Source organism: Actinomadura hibisca NBRC 15177 (assembly GCF_001552635.1).
In the GTDB taxonomy this organism is placed as follows: domain Bacteria; phylum Actinomycetota; class Actinomycetes; order Streptosporangiales; family Streptosporangiaceae; genus Spirillospora; species Spirillospora hibisca.
In genome coordinates this window covers 210,862-230,087 of record NZ_BCRO01000026.1, presented here as the reverse complement: position 1 = coordinate 230,087, position 19,226 = coordinate 210,862, and the positions used below count along the sequence as shown (strand labels likewise).

The window sequence follows — 19,226 nt, the reverse complement described above, 5'->3', positions numbered from 1 at the left end:
GACCACCAACCCCAGCCCCGCGCGGGTTTCCCACACGGGTCCATCAACCTCAGCCCCGCGCCCCGCACCCAACCAACAACCCCACCCCGCGCGAAGTTGATCCAGATACCCAACAACCCCAACCCGCGCGGGTTTCCCGCATCCGACCAACAACCCTCACCCCGCACGGGGTTGGTGCACCCGACCTCGATGTCGGGGGCACCGGGCAGGCCGGGCGCATAGCCCTGGACGCCGCCGATCCAGACACTGTCGGGCGCGGCGGCGGCGATCTCCTCGACGCGGTTCTGCCCCCACAGGTAGAGCAGCGGCACCGAATGCCAGGCGGCGCGATGTGCGCAGTGCCCGGAGTGAGCAGGGAGAACCCGAGGGCGGCGGAAAGGAGGAGTCCGCCGATGCGACGTAGAGTGCACGGCGGGCGACGGGGACCGCCTCGGGGCATCGGTGCCCGCTCGGATCCCCGCGACCAGGTCGACGCCCGCTTTCAGAGGGCGATCTTGGCGATGAGCTCCAGCTGGTCGTGCTGGGCGTCGAGGGACGGTGCCGCGATGCGGCAGACGAGGTGCTGCGCGCCCGCCTCCGTATAGCGGGCCAGCGTGGCGGCCACATGCTCGGCTGGGCCCGCGACCATGGCCTGGATCTTCCGCGCCGTCTCGTACGGCAGGCCGTAGGTGGTGCGGCAGTAGGCGTCGAGCCACTGCTCTCCCTCCTCCACGCTGTCGGTGACCAGCACGGTGACGAACAGCGCCGGGGCGACCGCGTCCTCGGGACGTCCTACCGAGGCCGCGGCGCGCCGGATCGCCGCGAGGCCCGTCTCGTAGTCGGCGGGATCGGGCGGGTAGGGCAACCATCCGTCGTAGAGCCGCCCGGCACGCTCCAGCGCCGACGGGCTCGCCCCGCCCAGCCAGATCGGCGGGCCTCCGGGCCGGTGGGAAGGCGTGGACTCGGGGAGTTCGTCGAAACTCAGCACCTTGCCGTGGAAAGCACGTTCACCCGCCCACAACGCTCGCCATAGCGCCACCGTGTCGTCCAGCCGCCCGAAGCGACGCTCCCACGGCACCTCCGACACCGCGTACTCGATCTCCGACCGACCGGGGAAGCCCGCGCCAACGGTGACCACCAGCCGTCCTGCGGACAGGTGGTCGATGGAGGCGAGTTCCTGCGCGGCCGTGACGGGACGGCGGAAGGCGGGCAGCAGCGTGGCCGTGCCGAGCGTGACGCGTTCGGTCGCGGAGGTGAGGGCGGCGAGCATGGCCAGCGGTTCGATGCGCGGGCCGAGCAGGGTGTCGTTGGTCCACACGGAGTCGTAGCCGAGGCTTTCGGCGCGGACAGCGAAGTCGACCAGCTTGCGTGCGTCGTCCCACTGGCCGCGGTTGGTGGGCAACAGGACCCCGAGTTGCGTCTTCATGGGATGGATCGTGCTGCCTCTGGGGAGTGACGACAATTCCCTTGAAGGAATGACAGACCGAGCCGGTCTTCGACGGCGGCCTGCCCTCCGATGGCGATGTTCCATCGGACGGTTGCAACGGTCAGGAATCGAGAAGCGTGGGTCGTTCCGCCGGAACTAGCGTCTTGGCCATGGCTTTCATCGGGCGGGAGAGCGCATCGGCGTGATTCGCGGCCGTCCAGGAAAGGAACTGCCTCATGTGTCATCCAGCGTGGGCGCGCGCTCTCATCGCCGCGCAGCGCTTGAAGGACCTGGCGCGGCTGCGTCGTGTCCGGGATCGGATCGACCGGGAGTACGCGCGGCCGCTCGACGTCCTGGCGCTGGCCCGCGACGCGGGCATGCCGGCCGGGTGGCTGAGCCGCGAGTTCCGGCTCGCCTATGGCCTGTCGCCCTACGACTATCTGGTGGCGCGCCGCGTGGAGCGTGCGAGGGCATTGCTGCGGTGTGGCGACCTGAGCGTCAACGAGGTCTGCTTCGCGGTCGGGTGCCCGTCGTCGGAGACCTTCGACGCCTGTTTCATCGAGCTGACCGGTGTCTCGCCCGGCGTCTACCGGCGCCAGGCGGCCGGACCGAGCGAGAAGGGAGACGCGCTGGTCGCAGAGCTGCGGCTAGCGTGATCACCATGGACATCACCATTCACACCAGCTCCCTTCCCCACACCGACCCGGAAGCGTCCCTGGCCTTCTACCGCGACACCCTCGGCTTCGAGGTCCGCAGTGACGTCGGCGGCGGCCAGATGCGCTGGATCACGGTCGGCCCCGTCGGCCGGCCCGACACCTCCATCCTGCTCACGCCTCCGGCCGCCGACCCCGGTACCACCGACGAGGAGCGCCAGGTCATCGCCCAGATGATGGCCAAGGGCACCTACGGCTGGATCCTGCTGGCCACGCCCGATCTCGACGGCACTTTCGCGAAGGTGCAGGCCGGTGGAGCCGAGATCGTCCAGGAGCCGACCGAGCAGCCGTACGGGGTCCGCGACTGCGCCTTCCGCGATCCCGCGGGCAACATGGTCCGCATCCAGGAGGTGCGCTGAGCCTTCCACAGGGACATCGTCGGCAAGATCGTATTGGTGCCGTGAACGGCTCCGGTTCCGCTACCGTTTTCCCCATGGCAGACCAGGCGCCCGAGAAGGCGAGCGGTTACCGCGGCCGTAATTCCACCGCCGACCGGGCCCTGGACATCCTGCTCCTGTTCGACGACTCCCGGCTCGTCCTCGGCGGCCAGGACGTCGCCGACCACCTGGGCGTCTCCCGCTCGACCGCCTACCGCTACCTCCAGAGCCTGGTGGGCTCGGGCTTCATCGAGGAGCAGCGGCCCGCCGGGTACCGGCTCGGGCCGCGCGTGTTCGAGCTGGCACGGCTGGCCCGCAAGGGGCTCGGGCTGTCGGAGATCGCCCGGCCCGTCATGCGGGAGCTGGCCGCCGAGGTCGGCGAGACGGTGCTGCTCACCCGCCGCACCGGCGCGACCGTCGTCTGCCTGGAGCGCGAGGAGTCCGGCCACCCGGTGCGGTTGTCGTACGAACGCGGACACGTCCTGCCGGTCAACGCGGGCGCGTCCGCGCTCGTGCTGCTGGCCTGGGCGTCCGACGACGAGGTCGCGGACGTCGTGGCGCAGGCCGGGCTGCCGCGCTTCACCGAGGCGACCGTCACCGACGCCGGAGTGCTGCGCGAGCGGCTCGCCCGCATCCGCGCCGAGGGCACGGCCGTCACGCGCGGCGAGCTGGACCCCCACGTCCTCGGCGTCGCCGCCCCCGTCGTCGGCGCCGACGGTGGTGTCGCGGCGGCCGTCAGCATCGCCGCGCTGTCGCACCGCGTCCCGGACGAGCGCCTGCCGGACGTCACCGCCGCCGTCGCCGCGGCGGCGGGCCGGATCAGCGACCGGCTGAAGACGCTGGACTCCTGACCGGCCGGGCCCCGGGCCGCGCGCCCCGGGGCCCGCGCGCACGGTCCTACTGGACCGGCTGGTAGGCCGCTCCCCCGTCGCTCAGCAGCCGCTCGGCCTCGGCGCGGATCTCCTCCGCCGGACGGCCGAAGTCGATGCTCTTGCGGAACGGCTGCCGCACGTCGCGCTCGATCCGCAGGTAGACCTCGTTGCGGTTGCCCTCGGGGTCGAAGAAGTAGATGCCGAACGCGTTGCCGTGGGTGACCTCCTGCTGCACCTTCACCCCCTCGGCCTCGAACCGGCGGTGGAACTCCCGCAGGTCCTCCAGGTCCGCCACCCGCCAGGAGATCTGGTGCTGCTGCTTGTCGCCGAGCGCGGCCGTGCGGCCGGTCTGGAGGACGAACTCGTGGTGCTCCTCGGCGGGCCGCGCGCTGAAGAACACGATGCCCAGGTCGTCGTCGGCGTCGGTCACGGTCAGGCCCAGCACCCGCTCGTAGAAGTCCCGCATGACGGGGAGGTCGAAGACCCACAGTCCCGTGTGCCCCAGTCCGGTGATCGCCACGGTCGCTCCTTGTCTCGTTTTTCAGGACGTCCATCCTGATATTCGCGAGACTAATGCAGGGTCGCTTCCGGAGTCCACCCCCGTCCGGCACGCACGCATGGCCGGAGCCGTCAGGCTCCGCCCTTGAGCACCACCCGCCCGACGAGGTCGGTCGCCTGCTCCAGCAGCGCGTGCGCCGCCGCGGCCTGGGAGAGCGGGAAGCGGGCGGCGATCGTCACGCCGATCCGGCCGCGCGCCAGCAGGTCGAGCACGGCGAGGGCGTCGGCGTGACGCGCGCCGCGCACCCCGATGACGCTCATCTCCAACCGGCTGAGGTCGGAGGCGTGCACCGGGAGCGGCCCGGGAGAACGCTGGTTGCCCGAGGCCGGGCAGAGGTTGCCGCCGAGCCGCAGGCTGTCGACGCACATCCGGATCAGGGTGGGATCGCCGGTGTAATCGATGGCGTGATCGACGCCCCGCCCGCCGGTCCAGTCGCGGATCTGCGCGGCGGCGGTCGCAGGATCGTCGGTGACGACGACGAACTCGGCACCGAGGTTCCGCAGGCCCGCCGCCTTGCCCGCGTGACGGGTCGTCACCGCGACGTCGGCCCCGGCCAGCCGCGCGAGCCGGATGGTGGCCTCCCCCATGCCACCGGAGGCACCGGTGATCAGAAGGGTCTGGCCGAGCCCGATCCGAAGGCGATCGCGAAGCAGCCGGTGCGCGGTGCCGTACGGCCACAGGACGGTGGCGGCCTGCTCCAGGTCGACGCCGTCGGGGACGGGCAGCCACAGCGCCTCGTCCCGGACCAGCAGGTCGGCGTAGGCGCCGAGGGCCTGGTGGCCGGGGATGTCGATCCCGCCGGACAGGTTGCCCAGTCCGCGATAGGTCTCGGACGAGTGCGGGTTTTCAGGATGCACGACCGCGACGACCCGGTCCCCGGGCACGAACCGGGTGACGGCAGGGCCGGTGGCGAGCACGACTCCGGCGGCTTCCCGGCCTAGCTGCTGCGGGAGCGTCACCGGGCGGCGTCCCGGCTTGACGGTTCCGGACAGGGCGCCGCTGCGGTACTTGAGATCCCAGCCGGAGACCGAGGCGGTGTCGACCTGCACGAGCACCCCGGCCGGGCCGAGCGGTTCGAGCGGATGGTCGCCGTACACCAGCGCTTCGGGGCCGCCGTGCTCGAACACCCGGACGGCTTTCGTCGTGGTGGGGAGGGTCATGGTCCGCGCCTTTCCCGGGCTCGCGCGCCCGCGCGGGCCGTTCCGGCGGCGCGGTCGCCACATCGAGTGGGTCCCGCAGAGCAGGATGAAGTTCCTGATTTATGGCGTCAGGGTAGGAGCAGACCCCGCGATACGCCCAGCAAAGTCCCATAATTCAGCTATCTTTTCCTGCATGACAGGACACAAGTCGAGCGGGCGCGGCTACCGGGAGCGGAACTCCACGGCCGACAGGGCGCTGGAGATCCTCCTGCTGTTCGACGACGACCGCACGGTGGCGACGGGTACCGACATCGCCGACCATCTGGGCGTCGCCCGCTCCACCGCCTACCGCTACCTCCAGAGCCTGGTGGCGTCCGGCTTCATCGAGGAGCAGCCGCCCGCCGGGTACCGGCTCGGCCCGCGCGTGTTCGAGCTGGCACGGCTGGCCCGCAAAGGGCTCGGGCTGTCGGAGATCGCCCGGCCGCTCATGCGGGAGCTGGCCGCCGAGGTCGGCGAGACCGTCCTGCTGACCCGGCGGACCGGAGGGACGGTGGTCTGTCTGGAGCGCGAGGAGGCCGACCATCCGGTGCGGCTGTCGTACGAGCGCGGGCACGTGCTGCCGATCAACGCCGGTGCGGCCGCGCTCGTCCTGCTGGCCTACGCCCCGCCGCAGGAGATCGCCGCCGCGCTCGGGCGGGAGCGGCTGCCGCGCTTCACCGGGGCCACCGTCACCGACGCCGCCGAGCTGTACGAGCGGCTGGAGTCGATCAAGGCGGACGGGCTGGCCGTGAGCCGTGGCGAACTGGACCCCGACGTCCTCGGCGTCGCGGCCCCGATCCGTGGCGCGCGCGGGGAGGTCGTCGCGGCCGTGAGCGTCGCCGCCCTGTCGCATCGTGTCCCCGTGTCGCGGGTGCCGACGGTGTCCGCCGCCGTCAGGCGGACCGCCGCCACGATCGGCGACCGGCTCCGCCTGATCGACTCCTGACCGTCATTTCCCCAGATCACATAGCCTTCCCAGCGAGCAGGTCATGTGTCGCCCGTCACAGGCCCGTGTGATCCAGGACTCGTTCACCCCTTGCCACCCCCGGAAGGCGGTTGCATAATTCAGGACCACTGTCCCGCCAACTGGGACAGTGTGAACGAGGAGGGCTCGGATGAAGCTCCGTCTTCTGGACAAGGGCACGCCGTTCGCCGCGGCGGCGGTGCTGCTCGCGGCGGGCCTGACGGCCGCCTGCGGCTCCAACGACGACACCGGCAAGGTGGACGCGCGGATCGCGGACGTGGCGAGCAAGCGGGTGGCCGCCGACCCGGCGCTGGCGGAGCTGGTCGCCGCGGCGAAGAAGGAGGGCGCCCTCGACCTCAACTGGGGTCTGGACGGCCCCAAGACCGTCAAGACGCTCACCGACGCCTTCAACACCGCCTACGGCCTCAACCTGAAGATCACGCTCACCCCGAACCAGAACCTCCCGGCCACCGCCGCCAAGCTCAGCCAGGAGTACAAGGCCAAGAGCCACGCCTCCTCCGACGCCTACCTCGGCAACGCCGAGCTGGCCTTCGGCCTCGGGCCGCGCCGCGACGGCGCGCTCGCGAAGGTCGACTGGGCGAAGATCGCGCCCTGGACCAAGGACCTGGCCAACGCCGACGGCACCGTGCTCCCGCTGCTGGACCTGATGCCCGGCTTCACCTACAACAAGACGCTGATCCCGGCGGACAAGGTGCCGCAGACATCGGCCGACGTCCTCAAGCTCACCCAGCCCGTGGCCAGCACCCCCTACGCCGCGCAGTTCAACGTCCTCGGGGCCGAGGAGGCGCTCGGCACCCCCGGTCTGCACTCCTACCTCCAGGGGTTCAAGGCCGCCGGGTACCTCGGGTGCGGTGAGCTCAGCCGCATCGCCTCGGGCGAGTTCGCCGCCCTGTGGATCTCCTGCGGGAAGAACATCGGCGACGTGTTCGCCGCCAAGGGCGCGCCCCTCGCCACGGCCGTGCTCAAGGACGCCGCGATCATCTCCACCCGCTACGTGGGCGTGCCCAAGAACTCCCGGCACCCGAACGTCGCCAAGCTCTTCGTGAGCTGGCTGGCCACCCCCGAGGCCCAGAAGCTGGTCTTCGCGGGCGACCTCGCCGACGACAGCCGCCAGCCCGGCAGCCGGACCGCTCAGCAGATCAAGGAGTTCGAGGCCAAGGGCGTGAAGTTCACCCGCGCCGACTACGCGTTCGCCGCCGCCCACGCCGACCTCTACAACACCGCCTACAAGGAGGAGCTGGTGAAGCTGCTGACGAAGAAATGACCGTCACGGCACCGGAACGCACCAGCGCCACTGAGACTCCCCCGGCGTCCGCCACGCGCCGCCGCCCGTCCCTGCCCGGGACGCTCGCCGTCCTGGCCGCCTTCCCGGCGGTCGCCATCGTCGGGCTGCTCGTGCTGGTGGTCTACCTCGGCTTTCGCGCGCACGGGCAGCCGGACGGCGCGTTGACGCTGCACAACTTCACGTCCCTGTTCGGCGACTCCCAGGTCTGGGAGGTCGTCGTCAACACGGTCGTCTACGTGGCGGTGTCGCTCGCCGTCGCGCTCTTCTTCGGCACGGCGCTCGCGCTGCTGGTGGAGCGCACCGACTTCGGCTGGGAGCGGACCGTCACCACCGCGATGGTGCTGCGCATCCTCATCCCCGGGTTCTTCACCGCGATGGGCTGGATCTTCCTGTTCCATCCCCGCATCGGCGCGATCAACCAGTGGCTCGTGGAGGCGTTCGCGCTGGAGAAGGCCCCGGTGAACATCGTGTCGCTGGTGGGCATGGGCTTCGTCGAAGGGCTGGCGCTGTCGGCGCTGGTGTTCTCCATGGTCTCGGCCAGCCTGCGCAACCTCGACGGCGCGCTGGAGGAGGCGGCCCGCGCGTCCGGCGCGGGCGCGTGGCGGGTGCTGCGCACCGTGACGCTGCCGCTGATCCGCCCGGGGTTGCTCGGCAGCGCCCTGTTCGCGGGGACGATCGCGGTGTCCTCGCTCGACATCCCCCTCATCATGGGGCTGTCGAACCGCGTCTACGTGTTCAGCAGCTACCTGTTCGTCGCGGCCAACCCGTCGGCGGGACGGCCCGAGCACGGCATCCCCGCCGCGTTCAGCGCCGTCATGATCCTCATCGGGATCGCCTTCGGCCTGTGGTACCAGCGGACGTTGCGATCGGGCCGCAAGTACCAAGTCGTCGCGGGCAAGGGCCGTCAACCTGCGCGGATCCGGCTCGGCCGGTGGCGGGTGGCGGCGTGGGCGTTCGTCGTGGGGTACTTCCTGTGGTCCACGATCCTGCCGCTGCTGATGGTCCTGTGGATCTCGTTGCTGCCGTTCGTGCAGAAGCCCTCGGCGGCGGCGCTGCAAGCCGTCTCGCTCGACAACTACCGGGGCCTCGACTGGTCGTTCGTGCTGCGCGGGCTGGAGAACTCGGTCAAGGTCATGGTGCTGGCGCCCACGGTCGCCGTGCTGCTCAGCCTGGCGTTCTCCTTCGTCGCGGTCCGCGCTCGGGGGCGTTACCGGTACGCCTACGACCTCGTCGCGTTCCTCCCCCAGGCCATCCCGGGCACGATCTTCGCGTTCGGCGCGATGACCGCCGCCCTGTACTGGACGCGCGGCTGGTACGGGCTGTACGGGTCGCTCGCCCTGCTGGTCGGGGTGATGGCGCTCATCCAAGTGGCGTTCGGCACCCGGATGTTCAACGCGGGCCTCCTCCAGATCCACGCCGAGCTGGAGGAGTCGGCGGCGATGTCGGGCGCGTCGGCGTGGACGGCCGTCCGCCGGATCACCCTCCCGCTGCTGCGCCCGGTGCTCACCTACACGTGGTTGTGGCTGGCGCTGCTGAGCTTGCGGGACCTGACCGTCCCGACGCTGATCGGCTCGCAGGACACCCTCACGCTGTCGGTCGCGTCGTGGACGTTGTTCAGCTCGGGTCAGGTCGGGGCCTCCTCGGCGGTGACCCTGCTGATGGTCGGCTGCATGGCCCCGGTCGTCGTCGTGTTCCTCCTGCTCACCCGCACCAACCCAGGGAAGGCGGTCTAGATGGCGCCGCTCACGGTCGAAGGACTGCACCAGGCGTTCACCGCCGCAGACACGGTGGTCAAGGCCATCGACGAGGTCGGCTTCGAGCTGCGCGAGGGCGAGATCTACACGCTGCTCGGCCCGTCGGGGTGCGGGAAGACCTCCACCCTGCGCGCCGTCGCGGGGCTGGAACGTCCCGACGGCGGGCGGATCGTCATCGACGGCACTCTCGTCGCGGGCGGGCCGGTCTTCGTCCCGCCCAACAAGCGGGACATCGGCATGGTGTTCCAGAGCTACGGCATCTGGCCGCACATGACGGTGTTCGCCAACGCCGCCTTCCCCCTCCGCGTCGCCAAGGTGCCGAAGAAGGAGATCCGGCGGCGGGTCGAGGAGGCGCTCGCCGCCGTCCACCTGGACGGTTACGAGGACCGCATGTCCACCCAGCTGTCGGGCGGCCAGCAGCAACGGCTGGCGCTCGCCCGCGCCCTGGTGCGGCGGCCGAAACTGCTGCTGCTGGACGAGCCGCTGTCCAACCTCGACGCCAAGCTGCGCGCGGCGATGCGCGCCGAGCTGGCCGCCCTCCAGCAGGAGATCGGGGTCACCACGCTGCTGGTGACGCACGACCAGGACGAGGCGCTCAGCATGTCGAGCCGGATCGCGGTGATGCGCGCGGGGCGGATCGTCCAGGAGGGCACGCCGCGCGAGATCTACCAGCGGCCCGCCTCGCGGTTCGCCGCCGACTTCGTCGGCACGACGAACTTCCTGGACGGTGTCCGCTGCGACGGCAAGCGGGTGCGGACCGCGCTCGGCGAGCTGGACGTGCCGGGCGCGCCCGCCGCGACGGCCGGTGACGCGGTGCTGCTGGCCGTCCGGCCGGAGGCGTTGCGGCTGCACCAGGTCCGTCCGGAGGGCGTGCCCAACCTGGTGCGGGGCGAGATAGAACGGTCGATGTTCGTCGGCGACAGCGTCGAGTGCCACGTCCGGGTGGCGGACGTCGTGTGGACGGCCCGGCAGGACCCGGAACTGCCGGTGGCGTCGGGCGACGAGGTCTGGTTGGAGCTGCCCGCGGAGCGGATCTCCGTCATCGCGTAAGCACGCGTCCTGAATAACAGGTTCTTCATTCTCTTTTCCAGGAACCTCCTAGCTCACCTTCAAGGGACTGCCCTAGGGTGAGCTGTATCGAAATACAGGATCTATGACCCGATATTCAGGACATCCTGAGTCGGAATGGGAGGCTCGTGTGAGGTACGTCGCCTACCGGGACGGCAACGGCGCCGAGGCGCTCGGCCGGCTCGACCAGGGCACCGTGCACCGGCTGCGCGGCATCGACCGCATCGACCGCACCGTCCCGGCCGAGCGCCTGGCCGACGCCGAAGCGGAGGAGACCGGCACCGACCTGGCCGAGGTGACGCTGCTGCCCGTCGCCGTCCCCGGCAAGGTCTTCTGCGTCGGCCTGAACTACCGCGCGCACGTCGAGGAGACCAAGCGGGACCTGCCGACCTACCCGGTCCTGTTCCCCAAGTTCGCCTCCAACCTGATCGGCCACGGCGCGGACATCCTGCTGCCGCCCGAGTCCGCCCAGGTCGACTACGAAGCCGAGCTGGCCGTCGTCATCGGCCGGGCGGGGCGGCGGATCTCCCGCGCGGACGCCCTGGACCACGTCCTCGGCTACACCGTCTGCAACGACGTCACGATGCGCGACTTCCAGTACAAGACCCACCAGTGGATGCAGGGCAAGGCGTGGGACGGCTCGACGCCCCTCGGCCCCGCCCTGGTCACCGCCGACGAGATCGACCCCGGCAAGCTCGACATCACGCTCCGCCTCAACGGCGCGCAGATGCAGGCGTCCAGCACCGATCGCATGATCTTCGACGTGCCCGAGCTGGTCGCGGTGACGTCGCAGTTCACCCGGCTCGAACCGGGCGACGTCATCCTGACCGGCACGCCCGGCGGCGTCGGCTTCCGCCGCGACCCGCAGGTGTTCCTCACCGACGGCGACGTGGTGGAGGTCGAGATCAGCGAGATCGGCACGCTGCGCAACACCGTCCGCGCCGAGGCGCGAGCATGAAGGACGCCGTTGACGTCCGGATCCTCTGTCCGGGCCAGAACTGGATGAACATCGGCAGCCTGCTCGCCAACGGCATGGGCGGCTACCGCAGTCCGCTGCCCGACGGCTCGACCATCGCGGCCGTCACCGGCACCCCGCCCGCCCGGCTCGGCATGGACGGCCCCCGGCTGGTGGCCGAGGGCCGCTACCAGTTCGCCATCACCACCCCCACCTGGGCACTGCGCATGGCGTGCGAGGGCAAGGGCCCCTACGCCGAGCCGCTCCCCCTCAAAGCCGTCGCCGGTTTCGCGCACGACGACCGTCTCGCGCTCGCCGTGCGAACGGAAACCGGCATCACCAGCCTGGGACAGCTCCGCGACGAGCGGCGCGCGCTGAAGATCTCCATGCCGGGCCGGGAGATGGGCCACCCCGCCCGCTGGGTCATGGACGAGATCCTCGGCTGGTACGGGTTCTCGCAGGAGGACCTCGAAACCTGGGGCGGCGAGCTGCTCAACGACCGGCCCCGCTCGCAGAACTCCCCGGACGCCGTGCCCGCCGACCCGTCCTTCGACGCCGTCTTCGACGAGGCGATCATGACGGTGCGCTGGCAGAAGCTCACCACCCTGTACGACCTGACCTTCCTGCCGCTGGACGACGACGTGTTGCGCCGCGCCGTCGCGATGGGGATGCCCGCGGGCGTCATCGAGCGGGGCCGGTTGCGCGGCGTCGATCAGGACGTCCCGACCATCGACTTCTCCGGCTGGGTGCTCTACACCGCCGCCGACACCCCCGACGAGCTGGTCGGCCTCGCCGTCCGCGCCCTGGACGAGCAGAAGGACACGGTCTCGGCCCGCTTCACCGGCCCCACCAGGCCGCTGACCAGCCCCGTCGACATGCGCGAGGTCTGCCGGGACCTGCCCGTCCCGCTGCACCCGGGAGCCGAGACCTACTACCGCGACCACGGATACCTGGAGGACTGATGAGCGCCGTCCACGAACATTTCGAGACCTTCCCGTTCACCGCCGCGCCGCGCGTCTTCCTCCGCGAGGAGGAGTTGTTGCTCGCCGGTCCGCTGGCCGCCGCCGACGGCCGCAAGCGGTGGCGCGACCATCCCCCGATCGAGGTCGTGCACTTTCCCCCCGAGTACGTCGAGCAGCCGTTCGCCCACCCGCGCGGCGTCTACGAGAGCGCCCACCTGCGGCTGGAATGGCAGACGATGAACAACCGCCAGCCCTTCTACCACCGCAACTGCGACGTGGACGAGATGTCCTACCAGGTGGCGGGCGTGCGGTCGCTGATGACCGACCTCGGCAGCGTCGATCTCGTCCCCGGCGACTTCTCCCGGCTGCCCGTCGGCGTCGCGCACGACAACTACGGCCGCGAGGACATCCACGTGCTGTTCTACGTGCCCGCGCCCGTCAGCGAGGCCCACCCCGCCGACCGGGTCTCGGAGGTGCTGATCCCGCCGTTCGACGGCTGGGAGCCCGTGGTCACCAACGAGCTGATCACCGAATGCCTCGGCGGCACCGGCCACGACATCGTCATGGCGCCCATGGACGAGCTGACCCTGCTGGAGCACGCGAAGACCGAGACCGAGCGGCTCCAGATCCTGCGGCCCGCCGACACTCCCGGCACCACCTGGCTGTACCGCAGCGCCGACGTCCTGATCGGCCGCGTCTGGAATGAGGCGTCCGACGGGCGTGTCTACCGGCGCATCCGCAACGCCGTGGAGATCCAGTACCAGCTTTCCGGCGAGCGGACCCTGGTCACCCAGCGCGGCACGGTCCGCTTGGTGCCTGGCGACTTCGTGCAGATTCCGGTGGGCGTGGCGTTCACCAGCGTCCACGCGGAGCCGAGCGCGCACATCGTGCTCGACTCCGCGCGGGAGCTGCCGCGCGTCGCGGAGGCCACCAAGGTCGCCGAGCGGCTGCCCGCCGCGCGGATCGAGGAACTGCGATGATGCTCGCCGCCCGCGCCCACGGCACCACCGGGCCGCTGGTCGTGGAGAAGGTCGCGGTGCCCGAGCCCGGCCCGGACGACGTCCTGGTCAGGGTCGCCGCCGCGGGGCTCGCGCCCAGCCTGCGCAAGCTCCTGGCGCGCGGCTCCTTCAAGCACCTGCCGAGCACGCCCGGCCACGAGATCGCGGGCACCGTCGAGGCCGCCGGGACCGACGTCGACGCGGGCCTGGTCGGCGCGCGCGTCCGGGTGCATCCGGTCCTGTCCTGCGGTGCCTGCGCGTACTGCCGGTCCGGCCGCGAGCAGATGTGCCCGTCCGCCGCGATGATCGGGCACGGCGCGCACGGCCACGGGCCCATGCCGCTGTACGAGCGCTACCACGACGGCGGGTTCGCCGAGTACGTGCGGGTTCCGGCCCGGCTGGTCGATCCGCTCCCCGACGGCGTCGGCTTCGACCTGGGCGCCAAGCTGCACGACCTCGGCAACGCCGCCCGCGCGCTGGCCTGCGCGGACCTGCCGACCGGCGGCACGCTGGCCGTCACCGCCGCGACCGGCACCATGGGCACCGCGACGATCAAGCTCGCGCCGTTCTTCGGGGCCGCGCGGCTGGTGCTGGTCGCACGGTCGGAGCAGCGCCTCGCGCCAGTCGCCGCGCTCAGCACGTTGCCCGTCGCGACCGTCCCCCTCAACGACTCCTCGCCCGACGACCTGACGGCCCGGCTGCGCGCGGCGGCCCCCGACGGCATCGACGCGGTGATCGACTTCCTGCCCGAAGGCCCGGGGACCGGCCAGGCCCTCGCCGCCCTCGCCACCGGCGGAACCCTGGTGCACATGGGCGGCAACACCGCGCCGCTGCCCGGCTCCGCGCGTGACCTCCAGCACCGCTGCCAGCGCATCGTCGGCACCCGAGGCTGCACCCGCGCCGACACCCGCCGCGTTCTCGACCTGCTCGGCTCCGGCGAGCTGACCGCCGACGAACTCATCACCCACCGCTTCCGGCTACCTGACGTCAACGACGCCCTGGACCTGCTGCACGGCCGCGAGGAACCGATCTGGATGGCGGTGATCCACCCGTGAACGCCCGGAGCACCGCGATCCGCGCGCACCACGCCCTGGCCGCCGCCGGGCAGTCCGACCTGGTGTGGGGCCACGCCGCCGTCCGCGACCCGTCCGGCGACGGCGTCTGGATCAAGGCCCCCGGCTGGGGCTTCGAGGAGGTGGACGAGGAGCGGATGCAACTCGTCTCCTTCGACGGCGAGGTGCTGCGCGGCGAGGGCACCCCGCACAAGGAGGTCCACATCCACCTGGAGATCCTCCGGCGGCACCCGGACCTGCACTGCTCGGTGCACACCCACGCCGAGGCGGCCGTCGCGTTCGCCGCGCTCGGCGTCCCCCTGCTCCCGCTGTCCCACGACGGCGCGCTGTTCGGCGGTGCCGACGTCCCGCGCTTCACGCTGACCGGCGGCCTCGTCACCGACCCCGCGCTCGGATCCGCCCTGGCCGAGACGCTCGGGGACGCGCCCGCCGCGCTCATGCCCAAGCACGGGCTCGTCGCGGCCGGGCCGACGGCGGGCGCGGCCGTCATGCACGCCGTCCTGCTCGACCGCGCCTGCCGCGTCCAGCTCACCGCCATGGCCGCCGGACCCGTCCGCGTGCACTCCGACGCCGCGGAGGCCGCCGCCAAGCGCGCCGAGTGCTGGCCCGCCGCGCAGCTCGACGCGGGCTGGCGGTACCTCCTCCGAAAGGACGCCTGACATGGCCGATGACACGCCCGGACGCCTCCCCGTCCTCATCGTCGGCGCCGGGCCGGTCGGGCTGACGGCGGCGAACCTGCTGGCGGCGCGCGGCGTCCCGGCCGTCGTGATCGAGCGCAACGCCGCGACCAGCGACGAGGCCAAGGCGATCAGCCTGGACGACGAGTCGTTGCGCACCTTCCAGGCCGCGGGCCTCGCCGACACGATCCTCGGCATCGTCGTGCCGGGCACCGGCACCCGCTACTACGACCGCAAGGGCCGCCCGCTGTTCCAGGCCCGTGGCCCCGAGCCCTACCGGCTCGGCTACACCTTCAAGAACCAGTTCGCGCAGCCCGAGCTGGAACGAGCGCTGGTGGAGGCGTTGAAGGACACCACCGCCGAGGTCCGGTTCGACACCGAGCTGGTGGCGATCGACGACCGGGGCACCGAGGTCGTCGCGCACCTGCGTTCCGGCGACGACGTCACCGAGCTGGCCGCGAGCTGGGTCCTGGGCTGCGACGGCGGCCGCAGCACCGTCCGCGAGCTGCTGCGCATCGGCATGACCGGCACGAGCCACCGGGAGGTGTGGCTGGTCGCCGACACCCTCGGCGACCATCACGACGAGCGCTACGGCATGCACCTCGGGCGTCCCGGCCGCCCGACCGTCATCGTCGCCGGGCGCGACCGGCGCTGCCGCTACGAGTTCCGGCTCGACCCGGCCGAGGGCGAGGGCGGCACCCGGCCCGACTTCGCCACGATCCGGCGGCTCGTCGCGCCCTACCGCGAGATCACCCCCGAGCAGGTGGAACGCGCCACCAACTACACCTTCAACGCGGTCGTCGCCGACCGCTGGCGCGACGGCCGCTGCTTCCTGCTCGGCGACGCCGCGCACATGATGCCGCCGTTCGCGGGCCAGGGCCTCAACTCCGGGGTCCGCGACGCCGCCAACCTCGTCTGGAAGATCGCCGAGGTCTGGCACGGCCGGGCCCGCCCCGCGCTGCTCGACACCTACGAGCCCGAGCGCCGCCCGCACGCCGCCGCCATGGTGCGGTTCTCCGAGCGGCTCGGCGAGGTCGTCATGACCACCAGCCGCCGCCGCGCCCTGCTGCGCGACACCGTCGTCCGGACCCTGCTGCTCAGCCGCCCAGGCCATCGCTACCTGGCCGAGATGCGGTTCCGGCCGCGCGCCGTGCACACCGCCGGTCTCGTCAAAGGCGAACACCCGCTCACCGGCACCCAGCTTCCGCAGCCCAGGGTCCTGGTACCGCCGAGCCTGCGTCCCCAACTCCTGGACGATGTGCTTGGCCAGGGGTTCGCCCTCCTCGGCGTCGATGTCACCCCTGACGACTGGGCACGCGTCCCTTCCGTACCCGGCACGCGCATCGACATCGTCCTCGGCGACCGGCTCCCCTCTCCCCAGGACGGGCGGCAGGCCATCGCCGACGCGGACGGCCGCCTGGAAGCCGCGCTCGGCGCGGCCCGGGGCCGGTTCGTCCTGGTCAAGCCGGACCGCTACATCGCCGCCGTGGTCCCCGCCGCCCGCATCGCCGCGCTGCGCACGGTGTTCGCCCCCTACTTCGAGAGGACGCCATGACCCGCCCACCCGAACCGAAGATCGATCGCTCCCTGACCCTGCACCTGCGCGGCGACTGGGGCGCGGCCAACCTGCACCGCGTGTGCGGCTGGATCTCCCAGGAGTTCACCGACCGCGCCGGGCCGCACACCCGCGTGGCGATCTGGAACAGCCGCGGCTACGCCGACGCCGTCCGTGCCGTCGGACGCGGCGAGGTCCACGTCGCGTTGACGACGCCCGCCGCGTTCGCCACCGCCGCGCTGGACGGGCGGGGCCTGTTCACCGGTGAGCCGTTCCCCGACCTGCGCGCGCTCGGCGTCGTCCCGCAGCGCGACCGGCTCGTCATGGGCGTGCGGCGCTCGCTCGGCGTCACGAGCTTCGCCGAGCTACGGGAACGCAAGCCCGCGCTCACGCTGGCGACCTCGGGCGACGACGGCACCAACCACGTTGGCATCGCCGCCCACCAACTCCTGGAACGGTCCGGCATCGACGTGCTCGGCTGGGGCGGCAGCTTCCTGGAGGACGAGCGGCCGTGGGAGACGTTCGCCCACGTGCTGGCCGGACGCGCCGACGCCGTCATTCACGAGGCCATCATGCTCCCGGCGTGGCAGGAGTTCGGCGGCGACCTGCACTTCCTGGAGGTCGAGCCCGACGTCCTGGACGGCCTGGCCGCCGACTACTCCTGGCCCGCCGCGACGATCGAAGAAGGCCAGTTCCCCGGCTGCCCCCGGTTCCGCACCCTGGACTTCTCCGACTTCCTCGTGCTGGCCCGCGCCGACCTGCCCGACGACGTCGCCTACGCCATCGCCTGGGTGCTCGGCGAGACCCGCGACGTCATCGAGCGCCAGTACCGGCACCTGCCGCCCGACCGCAGCCCCGTCACCTACCCGCTCGACCCGGCCACGATGGGCCGCTCCCCCGTGCCCCTGCACCCCGGCGCCGCCGCCTACTACGACGCTCTTCCCGAGAACGAGGAGACCTCAGCATGACCGAGTGGACCACCGTCGAGACCGCCGACGGGCCGATGCGCCTGTACGTCGCCCGCCCGGACGGCCCCGCGACGCGCGCCGTCGTCGTCCTCCAGGAGGCGTTCGGCGTCAACGATCACATCCAGGACATCGCCCGCCGGTTCGCCGAGCGCGGATTCCTGGCCGTCGCGCCCGATCTGTTCCACCGCAACGGCGTCGGGACGCTCGGCTACGACCAGCACGCCGAGGCGATGCCGCTGATCGGCGCGATCGACGCCGACCAGATCGTCACCGACGTCCGCGCCGCCCTCGCCCACCTGGACGGCAAGGGCGTCGCGGCGGGCCGGACGGCCGTCGTCGGGTTCTGCTTCGGCGGCCGTGCCGCCTTCACCGCCGCCACCGCGATCCCGGGCCTGGCCGCGACCGTCGTGTTCTACGGGCCCGGCATCGCCGCCGGGCCGCACGCCGTCCTGGACCGCGCGAAGTCCATCGACGCCCCGCTGCTGCTGCACGTGGGGGCCGAGGACCCGACGATCCCCGCCGAGCAGGTCGCGGCGATCGAGGACGCGCTGAGCGGCGCGGGCGTCGAGTTCGCCCAGCACGTCTACACCGGCGCGGGCCACGCCTTCGCCTGCGACGCCCGCCCGCACATGTACCGCGACGAGCCGGCCGCGCTCGCGTGGGAGCGCACGCACACCTTCCTCGACCGCCACCTCCCGGCCTGACCCGCGAGGAGACCGCCTCATGACCACCATGCTCGCCGTCCGGGCCGACCGCGGCTCCGCCGACCTGCGCCTCGCCAAGATCCCCGTCCCGGAACCGGGGCCCGGCGACGTGCTGGTGAAGGTCGCCGCCGCCGGGCTCGCGCCCGGCATGATGACGCTGCTCGCGCTCGGCGCGTTCAAGCACCTGCCGACGACGCTCGGCCACGAGGCCGCCGGGACGGTCGCGGCGCTGGGTAGCGAGGTCACCGGCCTCGCCGTCGGCGACCGGGTCCGCGTGCACCCGAACCTGACCTGCCGGAACTGCGTCTACTGCCGGACCGACCGGGAGATGATGTGCGCCCAGCAGGCGATGATCGGGCACGCGGCGTTCAGCCCGGTCCCGATGCCGCTCTACGACGCGTACCACGATGGCGGGCTCGCCGAGTACGTGCGCGTCCCGGCCTGGCTGATCGACCCGCTGCCCGACGCCGTGAGCTTCGACGTCGGCGCGAAGGTCCACGACCTGGCCAATGCGGTGCGCGCGCTGAAATGCGCCGAGGTGCCGCTCGGTGCGACCGTCGTCATCACGGCGGCGACCGGGACGATGGGCACGGCGTCGGTCAAGCTGGCCGGGCATTTCGGTGCCGGTCGGCTTGTCCTGGTGGGGCGGAGCGCGGAGCGGCTGGCGGCGGTGCGTCCGCTGGCGGGCGGCATCCCGGCCGAGGCCGTCGCGCTGGAGGACCTGCCGGACGGCTGGGAGACCGCCGGGGGCCTGACGGGCGCGCTGCACGATCTGGTGCCCGGCGGTCCGGCGGCGGTGCTGGACTACATGCCGGTCGGGCCCGTGTCGGCGCAGGCGATGGCGGCGCTGGCGACGGGCGGGACGCTCGTCCACATGGGCGCCAACCGGGCCCCGCTGCCGTTCACACTGGCCGATCTGATGGTCGCCTGCAAGCGCTTGATCGGGACGCGCTCGTGCACCCGGACCGACGCGCTGGAGGTCCTGGACCTGCTCGGCCGGGGCGTGTTGTCCGCCGACGAACTGATCACGCACCGGTTCCCGCTGGCCGAGGCCGAGAAGGCGGTCGCGGCGATGCAGAGCCGGGAAGAGCCGATCTGGATGGCGGTCGTCAACCCCTGACCCGCGAAAAGCCCCCGG

At 72.0% G+C, this 19,226-nt stretch carries 20 protein-coding genes; 16 read left to right on the top strand and 4 right to left on the bottom strand.

The window, feature by feature from the left end; translation table 11 throughout:
- Both AH6_RS45295 and AH6_RS13495 read right to left on the bottom strand, forming a co-directional pair.
- On the bottom strand, positions 1-311 hold a 311-nt coding region (locus AH6_RS45295; protein ID WP_218005800.1), incomplete at its 3' end, for a hypothetical protein.
- A 170-nt stretch (positions 312-481) separates the two neighbouring features.
- Positions 482-1,405 (bottom strand): LLM class flavin-dependent oxidoreductase, encoded by a 924-nt coding sequence (locus AH6_RS13495; RefSeq protein ID WP_067479129.1) that lies wholly within the window; start codon positions 1,403-1,405, stop codon positions 482-484.
- Positions 1,406-1,641: 236 nt separating this feature from the next.
- Between AH6_RS13495 and AH6_RS13490 the strand changes: the two genes are divergently transcribed.
- From AH6_RS13490 to AH6_RS13480, 3 genes are all read left to right on the top strand, one after another.
- Positions 1,642-2,061, top strand: a complete 420-nt coding sequence (locus AH6_RS13490) for a helix-turn-helix domain-containing protein (protein WP_067479128.1) — start codon at positions 1,642-1,644, stop codon at positions 2,059-2,061.
- A 5-nt stretch (positions 2,062-2,066) separates the two neighbouring features.
- A complete protein-coding gene (locus AH6_RS13485) occupies positions 2,067-2,477 on the top strand; it encodes a VOC family protein (protein ID WP_067479188.1) in 411 nt (136 codons plus the stop codon).
- 74 nt (positions 2,478-2,551) lie between these two features.
- Positions 2,552-3,346, top strand: a complete 795-nt coding sequence (locus tag AH6_RS13480; protein ID WP_067479125.1) for an IclR family transcriptional regulator — start codon at positions 2,552-2,554, stop codon at positions 3,344-3,346.
- A 46-nt stretch (positions 3,347-3,392) separates the two neighbouring features.
- Here the strand turns inward: AH6_RS13480 and AH6_RS13475 are convergent, their stop codons facing one another.
- A complete protein-coding gene (locus tag AH6_RS13475; protein WP_067479123.1) occupies positions 3,393-3,887 on the bottom strand; it encodes a VOC family protein in 495 nt (164 codons plus the stop codon).
- A 110-nt stretch (positions 3,888-3,997) separates the two neighbouring features.
- The gene (locus tag AH6_RS13470) at positions 3,998-5,086 is read right to left on the bottom strand and encodes a quinone oxidoreductase family protein (protein ID WP_067479121.1); all 1,089 of its coding nucleotides are present in this window, start codon (positions 5,084-5,086) and stop codon (positions 3,998-4,000) included.
- 172 nt (positions 5,087-5,258) lie between these two features.
- Here AH6_RS13470 and AH6_RS13465 point away from each other — a divergent pair, with 172 nt between their 5' ends.
- From AH6_RS13465 to AH6_RS13405, 13 genes are all read left to right on the top strand, one after another.
- A complete protein-coding gene (locus AH6_RS13465; RefSeq protein WP_067479119.1) occupies positions 5,259-6,050 on the top strand; it encodes an IclR family transcriptional regulator in 792 nt (263 codons plus the stop codon).
- 169 nt (positions 6,051-6,219) lie between these two features.
- Entirely contained in the window at positions 6,220-7,353 is a 1,134-nt protein-coding gene (locus tag AH6_RS13460; RefSeq protein ID WP_067479117.1) for an ABC transporter substrate-binding protein, read from the top strand.
- The gene (locus AH6_RS13455; protein ID WP_067479115.1) at positions 7,350-9,107 is read left to right on the top strand and encodes an ABC transporter permease; all 1,758 of its coding nucleotides are present in this window, start codon (positions 7,350-7,352) and stop codon (positions 9,105-9,107) included. Before AH6_RS13460 ends, AH6_RS13455 begins: the two co-directional genes overlap by 4 nt.
- Complete coding sequence (locus AH6_RS13450) at positions 9,108-10,178, top strand: ABC transporter ATP-binding protein (protein WP_067479112.1); 1,071 nt, start codon at positions 9,108-9,110, stop codon at positions 10,176-10,178.
- A gap of 148 nt (positions 10,179-10,326) precedes the next feature.
- Positions 10,327-11,154, top strand: a complete 828-nt coding sequence (locus AH6_RS13445; RefSeq protein WP_067479110.1) for a fumarylacetoacetate hydrolase family protein — start codon at positions 10,327-10,329, stop codon at positions 11,152-11,154.
- Entirely contained in the window at positions 11,151-12,113 is a 963-nt protein-coding gene (locus AH6_RS13440; protein WP_067479108.1) for a TAXI family TRAP transporter solute-binding subunit, read from the top strand. The genes AH6_RS13445 and AH6_RS13440 overlap by 4 nt, the downstream gene beginning before the upstream one ends.
- Positions 12,113-13,093: a hypothetical protein gene (locus tag AH6_RS13435; protein WP_067479106.1), complete on the top strand. Its 981-nt coding sequence runs from the start codon at positions 12,113-12,115 to the stop codon at positions 13,091-13,093. The genes AH6_RS13440 and AH6_RS13435 overlap by 1 nt, the downstream gene beginning before the upstream one ends.
- Positions 13,090-14,166 carry an alcohol dehydrogenase catalytic domain-containing protein gene (locus AH6_RS13430; RefSeq protein WP_067479104.1) on the top strand — a complete coding sequence of 359 codons (1,077 nt, stop codon included), beginning with the start codon at positions 13,090-13,092 and terminating at the stop codon, positions 14,164-14,166. Before AH6_RS13435 ends, AH6_RS13430 begins: the two co-directional genes overlap by 4 nt.
- Positions 14,163-14,843, top strand: coding sequence for a class II aldolase/adducin family protein (locus AH6_RS13425; protein WP_067479102.1), 681 nt, complete (start codon positions 14,163-14,165; stop codon positions 14,841-14,843). The genes AH6_RS13430 and AH6_RS13425 overlap by 4 nt, the downstream gene beginning before the upstream one ends.
- Position 14,844: 1 nt before the next feature.
- On the top strand, positions 14,845-16,416 hold the full coding sequence (locus AH6_RS13420; RefSeq protein ID WP_067479101.1) for a bifunctional 3-(3-hydroxy-phenyl)propionate/3-hydroxycinnamic acid hydroxylase: 1,572 nt from the start codon (positions 14,845-14,847) through the stop codon (positions 16,414-16,416).
- Positions 16,413-17,384, top strand: coding sequence for a TAXI family TRAP transporter solute-binding subunit (locus AH6_RS13415; protein ID WP_067479098.1), 972 nt, complete (start codon positions 16,413-16,415; stop codon positions 17,382-17,384). Before AH6_RS13420 ends, AH6_RS13415 begins: the two co-directional genes overlap by 4 nt.
- Positions 17,381-18,088 (top strand): dienelactone hydrolase family protein, encoded by a 708-nt coding sequence (locus AH6_RS13410; protein ID WP_067479096.1) that lies wholly within the window; start codon positions 17,381-17,383, stop codon positions 18,086-18,088. Before AH6_RS13415 ends, AH6_RS13410 begins: the two co-directional genes overlap by 4 nt.
- A gap of 19 nt (positions 18,089-18,107) precedes the next feature.
- Positions 18,108-19,208 (top strand): alcohol dehydrogenase catalytic domain-containing protein, encoded by a 1,101-nt coding sequence (locus AH6_RS13405; protein WP_067479094.1) that lies wholly within the window; start codon positions 18,108-18,110, stop codon positions 19,206-19,208.
- Positions 19,209-19,226: the final 18 nt, after the last annotated feature.